Origin of the sequence: Streptomyces sp. NPDC059248 (assembly GCF_042753905.1) — a bacterium.
Classification (GTDB): Bacteria; Actinomycetota; Actinomycetes; order Streptomycetales; family Streptomycetaceae; genus Streptomyces.
The window spans coordinates 1-21,149 of record NZ_JBHYZV010000106.1 but is presented as its reverse complement, the minus strand read 5'-3'; the positions used below and the strand labels follow the sequence as shown (position 1 = coordinate 21,149).

Below are 21,149 nucleotides of genomic sequence, written 5' to 3'. Positions count from 1 at the left end.
TAGTTTTACCGTGGGGCCCGCCGCCGTCCACGGCACCGCCCGGCTCAGCCGCGCCAGGGCAGCTCCGCCGTCACCGTCGTGGGACCGCCCACCGGCGAGTCGACCGCGAGGATCCCGTCCACCGCGTCCAGCCGCTCCGCGAGCCCCGCGAGACCGCTGCCCGCGGTCACATCGGCACCGCCGCGCCCGTCGTCCGTGATCTGGATCATCAGCCGGGTCTCCGACCGCCACACCTCGACGCCCGCCTTACGGGCCCCCGAGTGCTTGCTGACGTTCTGCAGCAGCTCCGAGACCGTGAAGTAGGCGATGCCCTCGATCGCCGGGGCGGGCCGGGACTCCAGATCCACGTCCACGGAGACCGGGACGGTGCAGCGGGAGGCGACGGAGGAGAGCGCGGCGTCGAGTCCGCGGTCGGTGAGGACGGCCGGGTGGATGCCGCGGGCCAGGTCCCGCAGCTCCTGCAGGGCCAGCTTGACCTCGCCGTGGGCCTCGCCGACCATCATCGCCGCCGCCTCCGGGTCCTCCAGCAGCTTCTCCTTCGCCAGGCCCAGATCCATCGCCAGCGCCACCAGCCGGGCCTGGGCGCCGTCGTGCAGATCGCGCTCGATCCGGCGCAGGTCCGCCGCCGCCGTGTCCACCACGACCCCGCGGTCCGACTCCAGCTCGACCACCCGCTCCGCCAGCCGGGACGGCCCCAGCAGCCCGGAGACCATGACCCGGTCCACATAGGCGAAGCCCCTGATCATCCAGCCCGTCACCAGCACCAGCGCCAGCCCGCCGGCCGAGGTCGCGGCGATCTCGAACGGCGTGTCCAGGAAGATCTGGGTGTCGCCGTCGGTGTAGATCCGCAGCCCCGGTTCGTCACCGAACTCCGTCAGCGTCCACATCCACAGCGGGTACGCCATCAGCGACCAGCCCAGGGTCCACATCGTCAGCGTCGCCGTGAAGGCGCTCACCGCCCACGGGAAGTGCAGCAGCGTGTAGAGCAGATGCCGCCAGGACGCCCCGTTCTTGAGCACCGCCCCGATCCACGGCATCACCCCGTTGGCACGGGGCCGCAGCGGCGCGGGCGCGTCCACATGGTGCCGGAGCAGCAGCCGGGCCCGGGTGCGCTCCAGCGCGCCGAAGCCCCGGCACGCCGCGAGACTCGCCGCCAGGATCGGCACCCCGACGAAGGTGATCAGCAGTCCGGCGCTCAGGGAGACCGCCGTCACCGAGAAGGTGAAAAAGACGATGCTGAGCGGGAAACTCAGCATCAGGTACCAGAACTCGCGCCACGTACGCCCCTCGAACGGCACCCGGAGCACCGCCGGCACGAACTGCCGCCGGTCCGCGCGCTCGTCGTACCGCCCGGGTCGGTGCTCCATGGCCATGGGGTTCGTCCGTTCTACGAGGCGGGTTCCAGTCATGAGAACAGCATGCTGGGAGGGGCCGGGAGGTCACCATGGTGGTCATGGGCCTGTTCGAAGGGGGGTTAACCCCACCCTCGGCCGTCGTGACGCGATACCGCCCCCACGGAGGAGAACCGGCCGCGGGCGAACCCGCCCGTACATGGGTGAAACCGCCCGTGCGTCTCCGAAGGCACGGGCGGCCCGACCACGGCCGCGGATCGGGGAGAACGCCCGCTACGCCGGCTTCCGCCCCGCCCGCCCGGACGGCGCGTTCCGGTTCCGCCACGGGATCTCCACCGTGACCGTCGTCGGTCCGCCCACCGGCGAGTTCAGCACGAACAGCCCGTCCACCGCGCCCAGCCGCTCCGCGAGACCCGCCATGCCCGTACCGCCGTCCAGCCGGGCGCCGCCCCGCCCGTCGTCCGTGACCTGGATCATCAGCCGGTGCTCCACCCGCCATACGTCGACGGAGGCCGACCGGCCCCCGGAGTGCTTGCTGACGTTCTGCAGCAGCTCCGAGACGGTGAAGTAGGCGATGCCCTCGATCGCCTCCGCGGGCCGCTCCGTCAGCTCGACGGAGACCGACACCGGGACGGTGCAGCGGGAGGCGACGGAGGAGAGCGCGGCGTCGAGTCCGCGGTCGGTGAGCACGGCCGGGTGGATGCCGCGGGCCAGGTCCCGCAGTTCCTGGAGGGCCAGTTTGACCTCGCCGTGGGCCTCGTCGACCATCGTCGCCGCCGCCTCCGGGTCCTCCAGCAGCTTCTCCTTCGCCAGCCCGAGCCCCATCGCGAGGGCGACCAGCCGGGCCTGGGCGCCGTCGTGCAGATCGCGCTCGATCCGGCGCAGATCCGCCGCCGCCGTGTCCACCACGACCCCGCGGTCCGACTCCAGCTCGGCGATCCGCCGCTCCAGCTCGTCCGAGGGCGACAGGAGCCCGCGCACCATGCCCCGGTCGGCGTTGGAGAGACCGCGGACCAGGAACCCGAGCACGGGCCAGACCACGGCGATACCGACGACCGTCACCACGAACGACGCGATGCCCCACGGCAACCGGATCGCGCAGTACAGCACCGCCCGCCAGCCGACCGGGTCCTTCAGCGTCGTCCGCAGCCAGGCGAGGAACCCGCCGTCCCGGTGCGCGCCGCTCAGCGGGCTGGGCTCCTCGACCCGTATCCCCAGCAGCTTCCGGGCCCTGGCCCGCTCGGAGCGGCCGATCCGCCGGGCGCCCGAGAGCGCGAGCGCCAGGAGCGGCAGCCCGATCACCGTCACCGACAGGGCGGCGCCCAGGGCGATCGCCACCGTCGCGTAGACGAAGTGCAGGATCGACAGCGGCAGATTGGCCAGGAGGTGGGAGACCTCCCGCCAGGTACGGCCGCCGAAGGCGAACCCGGGCGACGGCAGCGGGGCGTCTCCCTTCACGGGCAGCCCGCGTGCGGACGCCCCCTGCCCGGACACGGACGGCCCGGCCTCCCCGAGGCGGAACGCGGAACCGCCGAAGCGGGCCGCGTCGGGCTCCTGGGCGGTGTCGGATACGAGATGGCCGGCAGTCATACCTGCCAGCCTGCCTGTCCGGACGGGGCGGCGCCATGGGGGTAAGGGGCCTGGTCCCGGTGGGGATATCCCCACCTCCGTCGTACGCACCTGCTTACCCTCCTTTTAACAGGGCCTAGACTCCCGTGCGTACAGAACTCGGATTCCGAGAGCTTTCCCATCGGACGAGGTCAGGGAGCGAGGGGCTGACGTGCCGGAATCGACCGTGGTCGGAATCGCGGTGGAACGGGCCGACGACTACTTCGCGAGCTATTCGGTCGTCGGACTGCTCGCGCTGATCGGTGTGATCTTCGTGGCCGTCGCCTTCGGCGCCGGACGGTTGCTGCGGCCCGTCGTGCCGACGCCGGAGAAGCTGCTCACCTACGAATGCGGGGTGGACCCCGTCGGCGAGGGCTGGGCGCACACCCAGGTCCGCTACTACGTCTACGCGTTCCTGTACGTGATCTTCGCCGTCGACTCGATCTTCCTGTTCCCCTGGGCCACGGTCTTCGCCGCCCCCGGGTACGGCGCGACGACGCTCGTGGAGATGTTCATCTTCCTCGGCTTCCTGGCCGTGGGACTGCTGTACGCGTGGAAGAAGGGCGTCCTGACATGGACGTGACCCCGTCCCCCTCCGGTGCGCCGGAACTCCTCCCGGAGCCCAAGCGGCTCGGGGCGCTCTCCAGGCTGGCGCCGGAGCCGATGAAGGTCGTCCTCAACTGGGGCCGCCGCTACAGCCTCTGGGTCTTCAACTTCGGGCTCGCCTGCTGCGCGATCGAGTTCATCGCCGCGTCGATGTCCCGCCATGACTTCATCCGGCTCGGGGTGATCCCCTTCGCCCCCGGCCCCCGCCAGGCCGATCTGATGATCGTCTCGGGGACCGTCACGGACAAGATGGCCCCGGCCGTGAAGCGGCTGTACGAGCAGATGCCCGAGCCCAAGTACGTGATCTCCTTCGGTGCCTGCTCCAACTGCGGCGGCCCGTACTGGGACTCGTACGCGGTCACCAAGGGCGTCGACCAGATCATCCCCGTCGATGTGTACGTACCCGGCTGCCCGCCGCGGCCCGAGGCGCTGCTCCAGGGCATCCTCAAGCTCCAGGAGAAGATCGCCCGCGAGTCGCTGGGGGAGCGGTACGGCTCCGGAGCCGACGCGGGACGCCCCACGGCGGCCCAGCTCGGCAGCGGACTCGTCACCCCGCCCGCCGCACCCGCCGCACCGGGCGAATCCGGTACGGGCGAATCCGGTACGGGAGGTTCCGGCGCGGGCGGTTCCGGTACGGGAGGGGACGTCACATGACCAGCCCCTACGACCGGCTTCCCGACGCCGTCACCGACCTTTTCGGGCCGGACGCCACCGCCGAGTCCGCGTACGACCTGCTCACGGTCGACGTCCCGGCCGGCGCCTGGCTCACGGCCCTCGAAACCGCCCGCGACGCCCTGGGCTGCACCTACTTCGACTGGCTGAGCGCCGTCGACGAGCCCGGCACCGGCTTCCGGGTCTGCGCGCACGTGGCGGCCGTACCGGCCGGGCCCGGCGACCGGGTCCGCCGGCTGCTGCTGCGGACGACCGTGCCCCACGAGGCGCCCGCCCTGCCGACGGCCGTCGGCGTCTACGCGGGGGCCGAGTGGCACGAACGCGAGACGTACGAGATGTTCGGCGTCGCCTTCACCGACCACCCCCATCTCGTACCGCTGCTGCTGCCCGACAACTTCGAGGGCCATCCGCTGCGGAAGGACTTCGTGCTCGCGGCCCGGGTCGTCAAGGCCTGGCCCGGCGCCAAGGAGCCCGGGGAAGCCGCGGCCGGGCACGGCGGGCCCAAGCGGCGGCAGATGCTCCCGCCCGGCGTACCCGACCCCAACGAATGGGGCCCCCTCAAGGGCCAGCTCCCCCCGGCACCTTCCCGGCCGGCCCGCGCACCCCGCGCGGCGGCGGCCGGCGACCGGCCCGTCCGGCGCACCCGGACCGCGGGCGAGGGCTCCGCGAGCCAGCCGCCGCCGGCCGCCGCCGTGACCCACACCCCGGCACCGACGACTCCGACGACACCGCGCCGGACGCGGAGCGTCACGGAGGGCTCGGCGAGCCAGGCCGCCGCGCCGTCCGCCCCTGAAGCGCCGTCCGCACCGGAGCCCTCGACCCGGCCGCCGCGCCGGACGCGGAGCGCCGCCGACGGGTCCGCGAGCCAGGCCGCCGTGCCGGAGCGCGACGCGACGGACCAGGGACCCGGTTCCAGTTCCGGCCCGGCTTCAGGCCCGGGCTCCGGCTCCGGGGAACAGGGCGCGCGTACCCGTAGCGCCGACGCGCCGTGGCACCACGCCCGCCCCGCCTTCGACGGCGAGGACACCGGGTCAGGCACCGGGTCCGAGGCCGCCGCCGAGCCCCCGCCCGAGGAGCCCCCGGCGTCCCCGGAGTCCCGGAAACCGCCGAAACCCCCCACCGACCAGAACCGCCCCGAGCCCGCCGAGGGCGAAGGGACGGACGACACCACCGGAGGCGACCCCGCGTGAACGACGCTCTGGACGTCGCGGTCCGGCTCCTGATCGTCTTCGCCGTGTTCCTGGCCTTCCCTCTGATCATCGGGCAGACCGAGCACAAGGTCATGGCGCATATGCAGGGCCGACTCGGACCCATGTACGCCGGTGGCTTCCACGGCTGGGCCCAGCTCGTCGCGGACGGGGTGAAGTTCGCGCAGAAGGAGGACATCGTCCCGGCCGGCGCCGACCGCCGGGTCTTCCAGCTCGCGCCCGCCGTCGCCCTGCTGCCGTACCTCCTCGTCCTGCTCGCCATTCCGATCGGGCCCGGCGAGGGCGCCGTCGGCCAGGTGATCGACGCGGGCATCTTCTTCGTCCTCGCCGTGATGGGCGTCGGCGTGCTCGGGTCGCTGATGGCGGGCTGGGCATCGGCCAACAAGTTCTCCCTCCTCGGCGGCTTGCGTACGGCCGCCCAGCTGCTGGCGTACGAGCTGCCGATGCTGCTCGCCGCCGCCTCCGTGGCGATGGCCGCGGGCACCGTCTCCCTCGTCGGCATCCTCGACGCCTTCGAGTGGTGGTGGCTGCCCTGGCAGATCACGGGCGCCCTGGTCTTCTTCGTCGCCGGTCTCGCCGAACTCCAGCGCCCGCCGTTCGACATGCCGGTCGCCGACTCGGAGATCATCTTCGGGGCGTACACCGAGTACACCGGGCTGCGGTTCGCGCTCTTCCTGCTCGCCGAGTACGCCGGGATCGTCGTGCTGTGCGGGCTGACCACCGTCCTCTTCCTGGGGGGCTGGCACGGCCCGTTCGGCGCCGACGGACTCGGCTGGGTCTGGACCCTGCTGAAGGCCGCGATCCTGGCGTTCGTCGTGATCTGGCTCCGGGTGTCCTATCCGCGGATGCGGGAGGACCAGCTCCAGAAGCTGGCCTGGACCGTCCTCGTCCCCCTCGCCCTCGCCCAGATCGCCCTCACGGGCATCGTGAAGGTGGTGATCTGACCGTGTCCCCGATCCCCGGCTCGGGCCTGGCCAAGGGCCTCGCCGTGACCCTGCGCACGATGACCCGGAAGACCGTCACGGCGCAGTACCCCGAAGTCCAGCCCGACCTCCCGCCCCGCACCCGCGGGGTGATCGGACTGTTCGAGGAGAACTGCACGGTCTGCATGCTGTGCGCCAGGGAGTGCCCCGACTGGTGCATCTACATCGACTCCCACAAAGAGACGATCCCGGCGGCGGCCCCGGGCGGCCGGGAGCGCAGCCGTAACGTCCTCGACCGCTTCGCGATCGACTTCGCCCTCTGCATGTACTGCGGTATCTGCATCGAGGTCTGTCCTTTCGACGCGCTCTTCTGGTCCCCGGAGTTCGAGTACGCGGAGACCGACATCCGTGAACTCACCCATGAGCGCGACAAGCTCCGGGAGTGGATGTGGACGGTGCCCGCGCCGCCCGCCCTCGACCCCGCGGCCGAGGAGCCCAAGGAGATCGCCGCCGCCCGGAAGACGGCCGAGAAGCAGGCCGCCGCCCGGGAAGCCGCCGCGCCCCCCGAGACCCCGGACAGCCCCGGCGGAACCGGCAACCCCGACGCCCCCGGCAACCCTGGCGCCCCCGGGACCCCCGGCGCCCCCGGCGGGAACCCGGCCGCGCCCGGCGAAGGAGGCCCGGCATGATCCCGTACGCCGCCACCGCGCCCCAGGGCTTCCTCTCGCCCACGGGCATCGAGATCGCCTTCCTCCTCGTCGGCCTGGTCACCCTCGGCGCCGCCGTCATGACCGTCACCACCCGGCACCTGGTCCACGCCGCCCTCTGGCTGGTCGTCGCGCTCGGCGGGCTCGCCGTCGAATACCTGCTGCTGACCGCCGAGTTCGTCGCCTGGGTCCAGGTCCTCATCTACGTCGGCTCCGTCGTCGTCCTCCTCCTCTTCGGGCTGATGCTCACCAAGGCCCCCATCGGGCCGTCCCCGGACGCCGACTCCGGCAACCGGCCCGTGGCGCTCGCCGTCGCCGGGACCGCGGCCGTGGCCCTGGTCTGGGTGGTCGTGGACGCCTTCCGCACCACCTGGATCGACCTCGAAGGACCCGCCCAGGGCACCACCTCCATCACCGGCGAAGCCCTCTTCCGGCACTGGGTGCTGCCCTTCGAAGCGCTCTCCGTCCTGCTGCTCGCCGCCCTCGTCGGCGCGATCGTGCTGTCCCGCAGGCACCCCGAAGGCGCGTCCGACACCCCCGACGGCACCGCCCCCGACGCCCCCGGCACGGACGGCACGGGGACGGACGCGGCGGGCGACGGAGCGGCCCCGGCGCCCGGCGGCCGCCCGGCGGACGACCGGAACGCCCCGCCCGCCACCGGACCGGCGCCCGAACGGGAGAACTGATGCACCTCGCCTACCCCGCCGTGCTCTCCGTCCTCCTCTTCTGCGTCGGTGTCTACGGCGTCCTCGCCCGCCGCAACGCGATCCTCGTCCTGATGTCCGTCGAGCTGATGCTCAACGCCGTCAACCTCAACCTGGTCGCCTTCGACGTCTGGCTCCGCGACACCCTCCACTCCGGGCAGGCGCTCACCCTCTTCACCATCGCCATCGCCGCCGCCGAGATCGGCATCGGCCTGGCGATCGTGCTGATGGTCTACCGCAACCGCGGATCCTCCGACATCGACCGGCTCCGCGACACCGCCGAGCGACCCGGCGACGACCCCGACACCTCCGACCCGGCCGGCGCCGCGGCCACCCCCGGCGCCACCGCCCCGGCGACGCAGAAGGCCGAGGCCACCGCGTGACCACCACCACCCTCGCCGTCCTCGTCCCCCTCCTGCCCTTCATCGGCGCCGTCGCCGGACTGCTCATCGGCCGTACCGCCCCCGGCTTCGTCCGCCCCCTGGCCGTCCTCCCGATCCTGGCCTCGGCCGCCCTCGCGGTCGTCGTCGCCGTCCGCCAGGGCGGCGGCGAACCCGTCTCCGCGGCGACCCGGCTCACCCCCACCGGGTCCGTCCCCATCGACCTCGCCCTCTACCTCGACGGCTTCGCGGTCCTCGTCGCGGTCCTCGTCGGAGTCGTGGCGTCCTGTGTGCAGATCTACTCGACCGCCTATCTGCGCGAGGACCCCCGCTACCCCTCCTACGCCGCGCTGGTCTCCCTCTTCACCTCCGCGATGCTGCTCGTCGTCTACTCCGGCGACCTGATGGTGCTGCTGGTCGGCTGGGAGATCATGGGCATCTGCTCGTACTTCCTCGTCGGCCACTACTGGGAGACGCCCGAGGCGCGGGCCGCGTCCCTGAAGGCGTTCCTCGTCACCAAGCTGGGCGACGTCCCCTTTCTGATCGGCCTCTTCGCCCTCGCCACCGACGCGGGCACCTTCCGGATCACCGGCATCCTCGACACCGTCGCCACCGGCGGACTCGACCACCCCACCCTGGTGGCGCTGCTGCTCCTCGCGGGCGTCGCGGGCAAGTCCGCGCAGTTCCCGCTGCACATCTGGCTGCCCGACGCGATGGCGGGCCCGACCCCCGTCTCCGCGCTGATCCACGCCGCGACCATGGTCGCCGCCGGTATCTACTTCATCGCCAGGCTCCTCCCCGTCTTCACCGCCTCCGCGGCGGCTCTCGCCGTGCTCGCCGTCATGGCCGCCGTCACCATGGTCGGCTCCGCCCTCGCCGCCCTCGCCCAGGACGACATCAAACGCGTCCTCGCCTACTCGACCATCGGCCAGCTCGGCTATATGGCGGGCGCCCTGGCCGTCGCCGACCGCGGCGCCGCCGTCTTCCACCTCATCTCCCACGGTGCCTTCAAGGCCCTGCTGTTCCTCGCCGCCGGAGTCGTCATCCACGCCGCAGGAACCAACTCGCTGGCCGCCATGTCCCGGACGGGCGGACTCGCCCGCCGGATCCCCGACGCCTACTGGACGATGACGGTCGCCCTGCTCGCCCTCGCCGCCGTACCCCCCTTCGCGGGCTTCTTCTCCAAGGAAGCCGTCCTCGTCGCCGCCGAACACACGGCGCTCGGCGAGTCCGACACGGCCCCCGGCGCGGTCGGCTGGATCATCCTGATCGCCGGTCTCGTCACCGCCCTCCTCACCGCCGCCTACGCCGCCCGGCTCTGGCTGCTCGCCTTCCGCGGCCACGGCGCCGACGCCCCCGACCACGGCCGCGAACCCCTCGCCATGACCTCCGTCCTCTGGCTCCTCGCGATCCCCTCCCTCGGTTTCGGCGCCACCTACGGCTACTTCGACGGCTGGCTCGGCGACCACGACCTCGCCCCCACCGCGACCACCGCCGTCCTCGGCACCGGCGCCGCCGTCATCGGCGGACTGCTCACCTACGCCGCCTGGCGCTCCCGGGCCCCGCGCGCCGCCGCCCTCCCGGCGGAGGCCACCGCCGCGGCCCGGGCAGCGCACCCCGACGCCCCGCCGTCCACCGTCGAGGCCGAAGCCATCGCGGCCCACACCCCCGCCTACGGCTCGATCGCCTCGGCACCCGACCCCGCGGACCCCGGCCGGATACTGCTCGGCCCCCTCCACCGCCACGCCGCGTCCGGCTTCCACCTCGACGCCGTCGCCCATGTGCTGTTCGTCCGCCCGGTCGCGGCGGCGGCCCGGTTGGTCCACTTCCTCGACCGCGAGGTCGTCGAGACCTACGTCCGCGGCGCCGCCCTCGGCGTCAACGGCCTCGGACGCCTCGTCCGGCGCGCCCAGACCGGCAATGTGCAGACCTACGTCGGCTGGCTGCTGGCGGGCACCGCGGTCCTGGTGATCGCCGCCGTCGTCCTGTCCACCGTCAACGCGGGGTCGTGAGCCGTGATCGATATCAGCGAGTCCGTGATGCAGGCCCTTCTCGCGTTCATCGTCGTCGCCCCGCTCGCCGGGGCCGCCGCCGCCCTGCTGCCCGCACCGCCCGGACTAAGGGGCCGCGACCCCGGACAGGCCGTACTCCGCCACGGCGTCACCATCACCGGGGCCGTGCTCGCCGCGGCCGTCGTCCTCGCCGCCGGCTTCGACCACGACCAGCCGTCGCGGATGCAGGCCGTCACGGACATCAGCTGGATCCCGGCGCTCGGCGTCCACATCCACCTCGGTGTCGACGGCATCTCCCTGCCCCTCCTGGTCCTGACGGCGCTCCTGACCTTCCTCTGCGCCCTCTACAGCTACTTCAAGCCGCCCGCGGGGGCCTCCCCGAAGGCCTTCGTGGCGCTGGTGCTCCTGCTCGAAACGGGCACGCTCGCCACCTTCGCCTCCCTCGATCTGCTGCTGTTCTTCCTGGCCTTCGAGACGGTGCTCGTCCCGATGTACTTCCTCATCGCCCGCTGGGGCGGCGAGGAACGGCGGGCCGCCGCCTGGAAGTTCATCCTCTACACACTGCTCGGCTCGGTCGTCATGCTGCTCGGCTTCCTGCTGATCGGCCTGAAGGCGGGCACGTTCGACATGGTGGCACTCGCCACTGACAACGGCCGGGGACTGAGTACGTCGACGCAGGTCATCGCCGTTCTGGCGATCGGGATCGGGCTCGCGGTGAAGACCCCGATGTGGCCGCTGCACAGCTGGCTGCCCGCCGCCCACACCGCCGCCCCGACCATCGGCTCCGTCCTCCTCGCCGGAGTCCTGCTGAAGATGGGAACGTACGGCTTCGTCCGGATCGTCCTGCCGATCGCGCCCGACGGCATGCGGACCTTCGCGCCCTATCTCGCCGCCTTCGCCGCCGTCGGCATCGTCTACGGCTCCCTCGCCTGCCTCGCCCTCGCCCGCGAAGGCGCGTCCGGCGACCTGAAGCGGCTGATCGCGTACTCCTCCGTCGGCCACATGGGCTTCGTCCTCCTCGGGATCGCCACCATGACCCCGACCGGCGTCAACGGCGCCCTCTTCGCCAACATCGCCCACGGCCTCATCACCGGCCTGCTGTTCTTCCTGGTCGGAGCGGTCAAGGACCGGTACGGCACCGCCGATCTCGACACCCTCGCCGGGGCCACCGGCGCCGCCCTCTACGGCCGCGCGCCCCGCCTCGGCGCCCTGCTCGCCTTCGCCGCCGTGGCATCCCTCGGACTGCCAGGCCTGGCCGGGTTCTGGGGCGAGATGCTCGCCCTGTTCGGCGCCTTCGACCCGGCGGAGGGACTCAACCGCCCCGCCTTCCTCGTCTTCATGGTCATCGGCGGCATCGGCACCCTCCTCACCGCCGCCTACCTGCTGATCGTCGTCCGCCGCGTCTGCATGGGTGTCCCCGCCGCCATCGGCGACGGCGTCAAGGCCGTCCCCGACGTCCGGGGCTACGAGCTGGCCGCGTGGACCCCGCTCGTCGCCCTCACCGTCCTCGCCGGACTGTGGCCCGCGGTCCTCCTCGGCCTCACCGACCCGGCCGTGCAGAAGCTCCTCTCGGGAGGCTCGTCGTGACCCTCGACATCCCCATCGCCGCCGACGGCGGGGTCGTCAACCTGGTCCAGAACGTCGACTGGGTCACCATCGCGCCCCCCGTGATCGCGGCCGTCACCGGCCTGCTGATCCTCGTCGCCGACCTCTTCGTACCCGAGCACCGCAAAAACCTCCTCGGCCTCGGTGCCGTCGCCGGGCTGGTCGCCGCCGTCGCCGCCCTCGTACCGCTGCGCGACGGCGGCCGGCGGACCTTCTGCCTCAATACCGACGCCACGACCTGCAGCTATGTCGCCGACCTCTTCACCGTCGCGATCCAGCTCCTGGTCCTCGGCGGCGCCCTGCTGACGGCGTTGCTCTCCCTGCGCGAGACCCGTCGCGCGCTTCCCGCCGGGGAGTTCTGGTTCCTGCTGCTGTCGTCCGCCGCCGGAGCCGCCCTGCTGCCCGCCTCCCGCGACCTGGCGACCCTCGTCGTCGCCCTCGAAGTGGCGTCCCTGCCGGCCTTCGCCCTCGTCGGCCTCCGCCGCGGCGACCGCCGCTCCAGTGAGGCGGCCCTCAAGTTCTTCCTGACCTCGGTCACCGCGACCGCCGTCACCCTCCTCGGCGTCAGCTTCGTCTACGCCTCGACCGGCAGCCTCCACCTCACCCGGATCGCGACCGCGGACGTCCCCGGAGACCTCGACACCCTCCTGCGGACCGGCGTCGCCCTCACTCTCGTCGGCTTCGCCTTCAAGACCGCCGCCGTCCCGTTCCACTTCTGGGTCCCCGACACCTATGTCGGCGCGCCGCTGCCCGTCGCCGCCTTCCTCTCGGTCGTCGGCAAGGCCGTCGGCTTCTCCGGCCTCGTCCTCGTCACCGTGATCGCCTTCCCGCGCCACGCCGACGTCTGGGGCCCGGCGATCGCCGTCCTGGCGGCCGTGACCATGACCGCGGGCAATGTCGCCGCCGTACGCCAGCGGGCCGACCGCGCCCTCGGCGCCGTACGCCTCCTGGCCTGGTCGTCCGTCGCCCAGGCGGGCTTCATCCTGGTCCCGATCGCCGCCGCCGGGTACACCGGCGACGACCAGATCGGGGCCACCGTCGCCTATGCCCTGATGTACGCGGTCGTGAACCTCGGCGCCTTCGCGGTGGTCGCCCTGGTCGCCCGCGTCCACCGGCTCAACCGGCTCGCCGACTACCGCGGCCTGTACGCCACCAGCCCCCTCGCCGCCCTCGCCCTGGGCTTCTTCCTGCTCTGCCTGGCCGGACTGCCTCCGGGCGTTATCGGCCTCTTCGCGAAGGTGACGGTCTTCTCCTCGGCCGTCGACGCCGGTCTCGGCTGGCTGGCCGTCGTCATGGGCGTCAATGTCGCCATCGGGCTCTATTACTACCTCCGCTGGACCGCCCTCCTCTTCATCACCCCGGAGAAGGCCCCGGCAACGGCGCCGGAAACGGCCCCGGCAACGGCACCCGGGAAGACCGGTGCCCCCGTCCCCGGCCCGGCCGCCGCGGCGGCCGCGGCCGTCCCGCCGATCGCCGTACCCGCCCCCTACGCCGTCGCGATCGCCCTGACCGCCGCCGCGGGCGTCGTCCTCTCCGGCTACCCCCAGCTCGTCCTCCGTTTCGCGGCCACCCACCTGTTCTGACCGGCCCCGCCGCCCGGCCCTCACCCGATCGGCCCTCCGGCGCCCCCGGAGCGCCGGGGAACTCGCCCCCTTCGCCTGGCGTTGACCAGTACAGAAGGGTCCACTGGAAAGTGGAGCACCCACCAGCAGAGGGGTTCCCCGCCGCACCACCAGGAGGGCGTAGCGTGCACCGCCGGCACAACGGGCTGAAGACCGCCGTACTCCTCGGGGGACTGTCCGCACTCATCCTCGTCATCGGCAGTCTCTTCGGCCGTACGGGGCTGATCGTCGCGCTCGTCGTGGCGCTCGGGACGAACGCGTACGCCTACTGGAACAGCGACAAGCTGGCCCTGCGCGCGATGCGGGCCCGCCCCGTGAGCGAATTCGAGGCCCCGGCGCTCTATCGCATGGTCCGTGAGCTGTCCACGGCCGCCCGGCAGCCGATGCCCCGGCTGTACATCTCCCCGACCCAGGCGCCGAACGCGTTCGCGACCGGCCGCAATCCGCGGAACGCGGCCGTGTGCTGCACCGAAGGCATCCTCCAGATCCTCGACGAGCGCGAGCTGCGCGGAGTCATCGGCCACGAACTGAGCCATGTGTACAACCGCGACATCCTGATCTCGTCCGTCGCCGGAGCCCTCGCCTCCGTCGTGATGTTCCTGGTCAACTTCGCCTGGCTGATCCCCGTGGGGCGCTCCGACGACGACGGCCCCGGCCTGCTCGGGATGCTGCTGATCATGATCCTGGGCCCGGTCGCCGCCGCCATCATCCAGCTCGCCGTCAGCCGCTCCCGGGAGTACGAGGCCGATGCCTCGGGCGCCCAGCTCACCGGCGACCCCTTGGCGCTCGCCAGCGCCCTGCGCAAACTGGACGCCGGTACGAAGCAACTGCCGCTTCCTCCGGAGCCCAGGCTGGAGACCGCCAGCCACATGATGATCGCCAATCCGTTCCGGCCGGGCAAAGGTGCCAAGCTGTTCTCCACGCATCCGCCCATGGCGGAGCGGATCGCCCGACTCGAAGAGATGGCAGGTAGACAGCGATGAAGACCGTCCTGAACATCATCTGGCTCATATTGTGCGGATTCTGGATGTTCCTGGGCTACCTGCTCGCGGGAGTCCTGCTCTGTATCACGATCATCGGTATCCCCTTCGGTATCGCCGCCTTCCGGATCGGTGTCTACGCCCTCTGGCCCTTCGGCCACACCGTCGTCGACCGAGCCGACGCGGGCGCCCCGTCCTGTGTGGGCAATGTCCTCTGGCTGATCCTCGCGGGCTGGTGGCTGGCCCTCGGACACATCGTCACCGGTGTCGTCCTCTGCCTGACCATCATCGGTATCCCGCTGGGCCTCGCGAACTTCAAGCTGATCCCTGTCTCCCTGATGCCGCTGGGCAAGGAGATCGTGCCGACCGACCAGCCCTTCGCCGCCCGCTGACCCGCGCACGCGCGCTGCCCGCTGACCCGCGCACGCGTACTGCCCGGCGATCCGAGCCCCGGCCCGCCCGGTGTGCCACCGCCCCGCGGTCCGGCATCACGGCGGGCCCGCTCATGTGCCGCACCTCACCCCGCTCGTTCCGATCTTCGTCACTCGAACGGGTGTATTCATCCGGGTCCGGGAAAGAAGCGGGACACGGACACGTTGACTGGGGAGTAACAGACGCGTCCCACCGCACCGGCCGTACGCAACTGCCGGTCGGACACCCGGCGTCTTCGCCGGTGAGAGACCGCGCCCCGCGCGCCGTCGCGAACCAACGGACGAAAGGAAGTCCACAGCATGAGCGTTCTCGGCTGGATCGTCCTCGGGCTGCTCGCCGGAGCCATAGCCAAGTTGCTGCTGCCCGGCCGCGACCCGGGCGGTCTGATCATCACCACCCTCATCGGGGTGGTCGGAGCGTCCCTCGGCGGCTGGATCTCGGCGGAGTTCTTCGACCGCGACATCAGCAAGCAGTTCTTCGACGGACCGACCTGGCTGGCCGCGATAGGCGGCTCCCTGGTGCTGCTGATCGGCTACCGCCTGCTGTTCGGCAACTCCCGCTCACGCTGACCCCGCCGGAGCACCGCCCGGCCCCCGCCCGGTCAGCCGGAGGCGGGGCCCGGTGAGCGCCGGTCCCGCGGCTCCGGGTCGCTCAGGCCCGTCTCGCGCAGGGTGAGGTTCAGCCGTCCCCGCCGCAGCCCGCAGGCGGGATCGGCCGTCCCCGGATACACCTTCGGCACCCCGTGGTAGGCGAAGCGCGCGGGCCCGCCGAAGACGAAGAGGTCCCCGGAGAACAGCTCCACATCGGTATAGGGACGGCCCCGCGACGCGGTGGTGCCGAAGCGGAAGACACAACTGTCGCCGATGCTCAGGGACACCACCGGAGCGCCCGACCGCTCCTCCTTGTCCTGGTGCATCCCCATCCGGGCCGTGTCGTCATAGAAATTGATCAACGCGGTGTCGGGGGTGTACGCGGGCTCCGGCCCGGCGGCCCGGTTCCCGCCCGGCCCCTGGGGCTTCCCGGCCGGCCCGTAGGCCGCCACCAGCGCCCTACGGCCCAACTCCACCAGCCAGTCCGGGACGTCGGCCACCCGGGCGCCGTTCACATCGTCGGCCGTACGGCTGTAGCGGTAGGGCTGCCAGTGCCAGCCGAGACAGACCGTCCGGACGGACATCACCCCACCCCCGGGGAGCAGGGTGTGCCGGTACGGGACGGGGCCGCGCCCCCACTCCCGGCAGGCGGCCACCAGCTCGCGCTGCCGCTCCGGCGACAGCCAGCCCGGCACATGGACGGCGCCGGGCGCGATCACCGAGGTCTCCCTCGGGAAGAGCGCCCCGTCGTACGGCGCCGTCATGACAGCGGCGCGCCCTCGAGAGCCAGGAGGTGTTCCTTGCGTTCCAGACCCGCCGCGTATCCGCGCAGCGCGCCGTCCGCCCCGACGACCCGGTGACACGGCCGGACCACGAGCAGTGGATTCCGTCCGATCGCGGTGCCCACGGCCCGTACGGCGGCGCCCGAGGCACCGATCCGGCGGGCGATCTCACCGTAGGAGGTGGTGGTCCCGTACGGGATCGTGTCGAGCGCCCGCCAGACCCGCCGCTGGAAGTCGGTGCCCTCGTCGGCGTACTCGACGGTGAACCCGGTCAGTCGGCGCTCGAAATACGCGGTGAGCTGGGCCGCGATCCGCGTGAAGGCGCCGGGGTCGTGGTGCCAGCCGTCCCGGACGGTCGCGGCGCCCTTCTGGCCGGGCAGGGAGAGCGACACCAGTGCCGTGCCCCCGGTGGCCGTTGTGGACGGCGCCCCCACGAGCAGGACGTCCCCCAGCGGACTGCCGACGGTCGCCCAGACCCGGACACCGGGCCCGGCCGGGGCGGTGACAGGGGACGGCGCGGTGGTGGTCGCCGTGACGGAGGCCATGGCTCGTTCCTCTCCTCGGAGCGGTTCCAACTGATGCACACTCCGAGTCTGCGCCGCCCGCGGCTCTCACGCTGGCGGAAATCGGACGCCGCGTCGCCCCGGCACGGACCGGCTCCCGACGGCCGGCGCGGACTGACCGCGGGCGGCCGGCGAAAGCCCGGCCGGGATCCGGCCGGACTCGCGCCGGACACCCCGGCCGGGATCCCGGCCCGGCCCGTGCGAGACATCCCGGCCGGACCGGCGGCTCCCGGCCGGGGGCGGCTCAGCGATAGTTCACGAACTGGAGCGCGAACTCGAAGTCCTGACCCTTCAGCAGGGCGATCACGGTCTGGAGGTCGTCGCGGCTCTTCGAGCTGACCCGCAGTTCGTCGCCCTGCACCTGGGCCTTCACGCCCTTCGGGCCCTCATCGCGGATGATCTTCGCGACCTTCTTCGCGTTGTCCTGGGAGATGCCCTCCTCGATCGACGCGAAGATCTTGTACTCCTTGCCCGAGAGCTGCGGCTCGCCCGCGTCCAGCGCCTTGAGCGAGATGCCCCGCTTGATCAGCTTCGACTGGAACACATCGAGGATCGCGGAGACCCGCTCCTCCGAGTTCGCCTGCATCAGGATCTTCTCGCCGGACCAGGCGATCGACGCCCCGACGTTCTTGAAGTCGTAGCGCTGGGAGATCTCCTTCGCGGCCTGGTTGAGGGCGTTGTCGACCTCCTGCCGCTCGACCTTCGAGACGATGTCGAAACTGGAGTCGGCCATGTCCTGTGGCTCCTTGTATCGAGATGCGAATCACGTGGCCCGGCTCCCGGACCACTCGGGCAAGCCTAGTCATCCCGACCCCCTGAGGCGCTGATCAATCCGGTGGCGGAGCACCCCCGCACATCGGGTATCGTTTACGTCGTCGCCACGGAGCACCGCACGACAAGCGGTCTTCAACGATCCTCGTTCCGAGGTTCACGGCGATTCCCATGGCGGTGTGCCCGAGTGGCCAATGGGAGCGGACTGTAAATCCGTCGGCTTAGCCTACCCAGGTTCGAATCCTGGCGCCGCCACGTGAGAAAGCGGCCCCTGTTCTGCGGAAACGCAGATCAGGGGCCGCTTTCACGTGTCCGTGGGCCGTGGGGCCGGGAGCGTGCTGTCAGGAGGCCGGGGGGTCCGCGAGGCGGAAGGCGAGTTCGATCTGCCACTTGTCCATATCGGGCTCCGCGTTGGGATCCGTCAGATAGGACTCCAGACGGCAGCCCCAGCGCTCCGCCCCGCCGTCCAGGGGTGTCATGTCCCAGGCCAGCCCCTCGCGATCGGCCCAGGCACGCAGGTCCGCGATGGCGTCGAAGAGCCGGTCGGGGTGGCCGGTGTGGACGGCGGTGACATAGCGGCCGGCCGGGAGCGTGCCCTGATGGACGTCCCCTTCGGGCGTCAGCGGCGCCACCAGGGGGATGCCCGCCTCCACATCGGACTCGCCCGCCATATCGACCGTACGGAAGCGGAAGAAGGGCGCACCGGCGAACTCCGCGCCCCGGGAGGCCGCCCAGCCGATGAGTTCGCCGAGCCGGTCGGCGATGACGGCGAACTGGTCCATCCGGACCGAGGCCCGGAAGGAGACGTACGGCTGCTCCGGGCGTTCGGCGACGGCGGGGGCGAGCGGGGGCGAGCGGGGGAACGGGCGGGGGCGGGGGAATGTTCGGATCGCGGTTCTCAGGCGTCATGACGGGGAGGACCTCCACGGGGGCGCGGACTCATCGCCCTGATCAGTTCCCGGCGACGTCGGCCACGGCGACCTTGGCCGGGACCGAGCCGCCGATCAGTTCCAGCGTCAGCCCGGCCGTGGCCGGGGTCTCCAGCAGCTCCACCAGGACCGCGGCCACATCGTCCCTGGTCACAGGCCCCCGGCCGGTGGAAGCCGCCAGCCGTACGAGACCGGTGCCCGCGTCGTTCGTGAGGGCACCCGGGCGCAGGATCGTCCAGTCCAGACCGGACCGCGCCCTGACGTCGTCGTCCGCCGCGCCCTTCGCCCGCAGATACACGTCGAACTGGGCGTCGCCCGGGTGCCCGGAGTCGGCGCCCATCGACGAGATCACGACGAACCTGCGGACACCGGCCCGCTCGGCCGCGTCCGCGAAGAGCACCGCGGCTCCCCGGTCGACCGAGTCCTTGCGGGGGATACCGCTGCCGGGCCCGGCGCCCGCCGCGAACACCGCGGCGTCGGCGCCCCGCAGCACCTCGGCGACCTCGTCGGCCCCGGCCGACTCCAGATCCAGGACCACCGGTTCGGCCCCGGCGGCCCGCAGATCGTCGGCCTGGCCCGGTGAGCGGATCAGGCCCACCGCCTCGTGTCCGCCCGCCGAGAGCAGCCGCTCCAGCCGCAGGGCGATCTGACCGTGTCCTCCAGCGATCACAATGCGCATGCCCCCGACCGTACGCCCGAAGCGCCCGTCCCGCCCGGCCGCGCCACCCCCGGCCCACCCCCTTTCGGCCAGGTCCGGCCCGGCGGGACCCGGCCCGGTGAGACCCGAAGGAAAAACCCTAGGGGCGGCCCTGGCGGGGGAGTTCCAGGGCGACTGCGACGGCCGAGTCGCAGTACTCGCGTACGGCGCTCGTCCGGGCCACCACCCGGCCCCGGTGGATCACGATCCGGCTGTACGCCAGGGACAGCACCCCCGAGATCCGCTCGCCCCGCACCGCCAGCAACTCGGCCGGGAACCCCGCCTCCACCCGTACCTCCGGCAGACCCATCGCGTCCCGTGCCACCGCCGCGACCGCCGCGTACGCGTCCTCGGCGCGCAGCCCGTCGCGGGACGCCAGCAGATACGCGGCCTCCAGCGGATCGCCCCGCCCCACCGGATTGGACACGTCCCGCAGCGCCCCGCTGCCCGCCGCGACCCGTACCCCGGCGGCCCGCAGCAGCCGTACGGGGGCGGTGCCCCGCTGCTCCATCACACCGCAGCCGCCCTGTGGCAGACAGACGACGGTGATCCCGGCCGCCGCGAGCCGGTCGGCGGCGCGCGCGGCGACCGGGTGGGGCAGCCGGGCCAGGCCCGCGCAGGGGCCGACGGACACCCCGGGCCGTACCCCGCCCGCCATCGCCGCCAGTCGGGCGAGCCGGGCCGGGTCGTCGCCGTGGGTGTGCAGATCGACCGGGCAGCCGTGCTCGGCGGCGACCTCCAGCAGTGCCTCCGCGTAGCCGGTCGGGTCGGGGTCGGCGTCCGGGCAGCCGCCCACCACGGCGGCGCCCATCTTCACCGCGTCCCGCAGTATCGCGAGCCCGTCCGCGCCCGCGAGCCCGGTCAGCAGCCGCGGTACGGCCACCGCCGTGAGATCGGTCAGCCCGCGCAACGAGCGGCGCGCCTGGAGGACCGCCTCCAGCGGGCCCAGGCCCTGGACGTCGCCGATCCGTACATGCGACCGCAGTGCCGTCGCGCCGTGGCCGAGCTGGAGGAGCGCGGCCTCCGTGGCGCGCCGCTGGACGTCGTCCGTCTCGTACGAGACCGGCCCGACGGCGTCGGCGGTCAGGGCGGTGTCGCCGTGGCCGTGGGGTTCGGCGGGCGCGGGCAGCAGCAGATAGCCGGCGAGGTCGACCCGGGAGCAGTGGGGCGCGAGGCTGCCCGCCGTCCCGACGGCCTCGATCCGGCCGCCGCCGAGCCGTACATCGACCGTGCGGCCGTCCGTGAGCCGGGCGCCGCACAGCAGCAGCGCGGAGGAGTCGGCGGTCGCGCCGTCGGGAGGCCGCGGCTGGCTGTCGGGCATGGCGCTCCTGTGCGTCACGGATGGGTCGGGCCCCTGGGGATCTCCTGCGGACCGGGCCGACCGCGTGAGCCGTGCGGGAACGAGAGGAAGATCACGCGGCGTGGGTCGAGCCTAGGGCCGGCGGGGGCCCGCTTCGCGGAGGAGCGCAATAGTCGTACCGGCGTGGCCACGTGTGGCGTACGGGAGCGACGGCGGCCGCCGGCCGCCGTGCGGGGAGACGAGTGCGGCGGGCCGCGCGGTATCGGGCGGGCGGGACGTGCCGGAGGCCGTACGGAGGGGTCCCCTCCGGCCCCGGGAGCGGCGCCCGCGCCGGGGGGCGGCACCGGCGCGGGCACCGGCACGCCCGGGCTTCGCGGCCCTCGCGCGGGCGGCCGGAACCGGGCTCCGCCGCGTGGGAAGGGGGGTACGGGAGAGGTGTGCGGCACGTACGGGACGGGTACGACGAAACGGATTTGGGCGAACGGCGACCGACCGTGTAATGTCTTCATCGCTCGCCCCAATAGCTCAGTCGGTAGAGCGTCTCCATGGTAAGGAGAAGGTCTACGGTTCGATTCCGTATTGGGGCTCAGATGTCGGAGACCCCCGCCCCTCGCGGGGCGGGGAATCCGGTATCGCAGCGGTGTAGCTCAGTCGGTAGAGCAAGCGGCTCATAATCGCTGTGTCACCGGTTCAAGTCCGGTCACCG

At 72.5% G+C, this 21,149-nt stretch carries 21 protein-coding genes and 2 tRNA genes; 15 read left to right on the top strand and 8 right to left on the bottom strand.

Features of this window, described 5'->3' with window-relative positions; genetic code table 11:
- Positions 1-44 precede the first annotated feature (44 nt).
- Both ACFXG1_RS30190 and ACFXG1_RS30185 read right to left on the bottom strand, forming a co-directional pair.
- The gene (locus tag ACFXG1_RS30190) at positions 45-1,373 is read right to left on the bottom strand and encodes a sensor histidine kinase (RefSeq protein ID WP_384712414.1); all 1,329 of its coding nucleotides are present in this window, start codon (positions 1,371-1,373) and stop codon (positions 45-47) included.
- Between the two features lie 252 nt (positions 1,374-1,625).
- On the bottom strand, positions 1,626-2,951 hold the full coding sequence (locus ACFXG1_RS30185) for a sensor histidine kinase (protein WP_384712417.1): 1,326 nt from the start codon (positions 2,949-2,951) through the stop codon (positions 1,626-1,628).
- Positions 2,952-3,132: 181 nt separating this feature from the next.
- On the opposite strand from ACFXG1_RS30185, the gene ACFXG1_RS30180 reads away from it, so the two are divergent.
- From ACFXG1_RS30180 to ACFXG1_RS30120, 13 genes are all read left to right on the top strand, one after another.
- Positions 3,133-3,543, top strand: coding sequence for an NADH-quinone oxidoreductase subunit A (locus ACFXG1_RS30180; RefSeq protein ID WP_384712402.1), 411 nt, complete (start codon positions 3,133-3,135; stop codon positions 3,541-3,543).
- Complete coding sequence (locus tag ACFXG1_RS30175) at positions 3,534-4,220, top strand: NADH-quinone oxidoreductase subunit B (RefSeq protein ID WP_384712405.1); 687 nt, start codon at positions 3,534-3,536, stop codon at positions 4,218-4,220. The genes ACFXG1_RS30180 and ACFXG1_RS30175 overlap by 10 nt, the downstream gene beginning before the upstream one ends.
- A complete protein-coding gene (locus ACFXG1_RS30170) occupies positions 4,217-5,428 on the top strand; it encodes an NADH-quinone oxidoreductase subunit C (protein ID WP_384745397.1) in 1,212 nt (403 codons plus the stop codon). The genes ACFXG1_RS30175 and ACFXG1_RS30170 overlap by 4 nt, the downstream gene beginning before the upstream one ends.
- Positions 5,425-6,390, top strand: coding sequence for an NADH-quinone oxidoreductase subunit H (locus tag ACFXG1_RS30165; RefSeq protein ID WP_384745395.1), 966 nt, complete (start codon positions 5,425-5,427; stop codon positions 6,388-6,390). The genes ACFXG1_RS30170 and ACFXG1_RS30165 overlap by 4 nt, the downstream gene beginning before the upstream one ends.
- Before the next feature lie 2 nt (positions 6,391-6,392).
- Positions 6,393-7,058 carry a 4Fe-4S binding protein gene (locus ACFXG1_RS30160; RefSeq protein ID WP_384713108.1) on the top strand — a complete coding sequence of 222 codons (666 nt, stop codon included), beginning with the start codon at positions 6,393-6,395 and terminating at the stop codon, positions 7,056-7,058.
- Positions 7,055-7,762 (top strand): NADH-quinone oxidoreductase subunit J, encoded by a 708-nt coding sequence (locus ACFXG1_RS30155; RefSeq protein WP_384713111.1) that lies wholly within the window; start codon positions 7,055-7,057, stop codon positions 7,760-7,762. Before ACFXG1_RS30160 ends, ACFXG1_RS30155 begins: the two co-directional genes overlap by 4 nt.
- Complete coding sequence (gene nuoK, locus ACFXG1_RS30150) at positions 7,762-8,163, top strand: NADH-quinone oxidoreductase subunit NuoK (RefSeq protein WP_384713114.1); 402 nt, start codon at positions 7,762-7,764, stop codon at positions 8,161-8,163. Before ACFXG1_RS30155 ends, nuoK begins: the two co-directional genes overlap by 1 nt.
- On the top strand, positions 8,160-10,172 hold the full coding sequence (locus ACFXG1_RS30145) for an NADH-quinone oxidoreductase subunit L (RefSeq protein ID WP_384745392.1): 2,013 nt from the start codon (positions 8,160-8,162) through the stop codon (positions 10,170-10,172). Before nuoK ends, ACFXG1_RS30145 begins: the two co-directional genes overlap by 4 nt.
- 3 nt (positions 10,173-10,175) lie before the next feature.
- Positions 10,176-11,759, top strand: a complete 1,584-nt coding sequence (locus ACFXG1_RS30140; RefSeq protein WP_384713117.1) for a NuoM family protein — start codon at positions 10,176-10,178, stop codon at positions 11,757-11,759.
- Positions 11,756-13,360: an NADH-quinone oxidoreductase subunit N gene (locus tag ACFXG1_RS30135; protein WP_384745390.1), complete on the top strand. Its 1,605-nt coding sequence runs from the start codon at positions 11,756-11,758 to the stop codon at positions 13,358-13,360. Before ACFXG1_RS30140 ends, ACFXG1_RS30135 begins: the two co-directional genes overlap by 4 nt.
- 164 nt (positions 13,361-13,524) lie before the next feature.
- A complete protein-coding gene (gene htpX / locus ACFXG1_RS30130) occupies positions 13,525-14,382 on the top strand; it encodes a zinc metalloprotease HtpX (RefSeq protein ID WP_384712482.1) in 858 nt (285 codons plus the stop codon).
- Positions 14,379-14,771 (top strand): YccF domain-containing protein, encoded by a 393-nt coding sequence (locus ACFXG1_RS30125; protein ID WP_384712485.1) that lies wholly within the window; start codon positions 14,379-14,381, stop codon positions 14,769-14,771. Before htpX ends, ACFXG1_RS30125 begins: the two co-directional genes overlap by 4 nt.
- Positions 14,772-15,110: 339 nt before the next feature.
- Positions 15,111-15,380 (top strand): GlsB/YeaQ/YmgE family stress response membrane protein, encoded by a 270-nt coding sequence (locus ACFXG1_RS30120; RefSeq protein ID WP_384712488.1) that lies wholly within the window; start codon positions 15,111-15,113, stop codon positions 15,378-15,380.
- 32 nt (positions 15,381-15,412) lie between these two features.
- Here ACFXG1_RS30120 and ACFXG1_RS30115 read toward each other — a convergent pair whose 3' ends face one another.
- The 3 genes from ACFXG1_RS30115 to ACFXG1_RS30105 all read right to left on the bottom strand — a co-directional run bounded on the left by ACFXG1_RS30115 (position 15,413) and on the right by ACFXG1_RS30105 (position 17,479).
- Positions 15,413-16,165 carry an alpha-ketoglutarate-dependent dioxygenase AlkB family protein gene (locus tag ACFXG1_RS30115; RefSeq protein ID WP_384712491.1) on the bottom strand — a complete coding sequence of 251 codons (753 nt, stop codon included), beginning with the start codon at positions 16,163-16,165 and terminating at the stop codon, positions 15,413-15,415.
- The gene (locus tag ACFXG1_RS30110; RefSeq protein ID WP_384712494.1) at positions 16,162-16,728 is read right to left on the bottom strand and encodes a methylated-DNA--[protein]-cysteine S-methyltransferase; all 567 of its coding nucleotides are present in this window, start codon (positions 16,726-16,728) and stop codon (positions 16,162-16,164) included. Before ACFXG1_RS30110 ends, ACFXG1_RS30115 begins: the two co-directional genes overlap by 4 nt.
- Positions 16,729-16,990: 262 nt before the next feature.
- Positions 16,991-17,479 carry a YajQ family cyclic di-GMP-binding protein gene (locus ACFXG1_RS30105; protein WP_384712497.1) on the bottom strand — a complete coding sequence of 163 codons (489 nt, stop codon included), beginning with the start codon at positions 17,477-17,479 and terminating at the stop codon, positions 16,991-16,993.
- 211 nt (positions 17,480-17,690) lie between these two features.
- Here ACFXG1_RS30105 and ACFXG1_RS30100 point away from each other — a divergent pair.
- Positions 17,691-17,772 (top strand) — tRNA-Tyr (locus ACFXG1_RS30100).
- An 86-nt stretch (positions 17,773-17,858) separates the two neighbouring features.
- On the opposite strand, the gene ACFXG1_RS30095 is transcribed toward ACFXG1_RS30100, so the two are convergent.
- The 3 genes from ACFXG1_RS30095 to ACFXG1_RS30085 all read right to left on the bottom strand — a co-directional run bounded on the left by ACFXG1_RS30095 (position 17,859) and on the right by ACFXG1_RS30085 (position 20,464).
- A complete protein-coding gene (locus ACFXG1_RS30095; protein ID WP_384745400.1) occupies positions 17,859-18,407 on the bottom strand; it encodes a GyrI-like domain-containing protein in 549 nt (182 codons plus the stop codon).
- A gap of 61 nt (positions 18,408-18,468) precedes the next feature.
- Positions 18,469-19,125 (bottom strand): SDR family oxidoreductase, encoded by a 657-nt coding sequence (locus ACFXG1_RS30090; protein ID WP_384712500.1) that lies wholly within the window; start codon positions 19,123-19,125, stop codon positions 18,469-18,471.
- A 118-nt stretch (positions 19,126-19,243) separates the two neighbouring features.
- Positions 19,244-20,464, bottom strand: coding sequence for an amidohydrolase family protein (locus tag ACFXG1_RS30085; RefSeq protein WP_384712503.1), 1,221 nt, complete (start codon positions 20,462-20,464; stop codon positions 19,244-19,246).
- 493 nt (positions 20,465-20,957) lie between these two features.
- Between ACFXG1_RS30085 and ACFXG1_RS30080 the strand changes: the two genes are divergently transcribed.
- Positions 20,958-21,030, top strand: a tRNA-Thr gene (locus ACFXG1_RS30080).
- Positions 21,031-21,149: the final 119 nt, after the last annotated feature.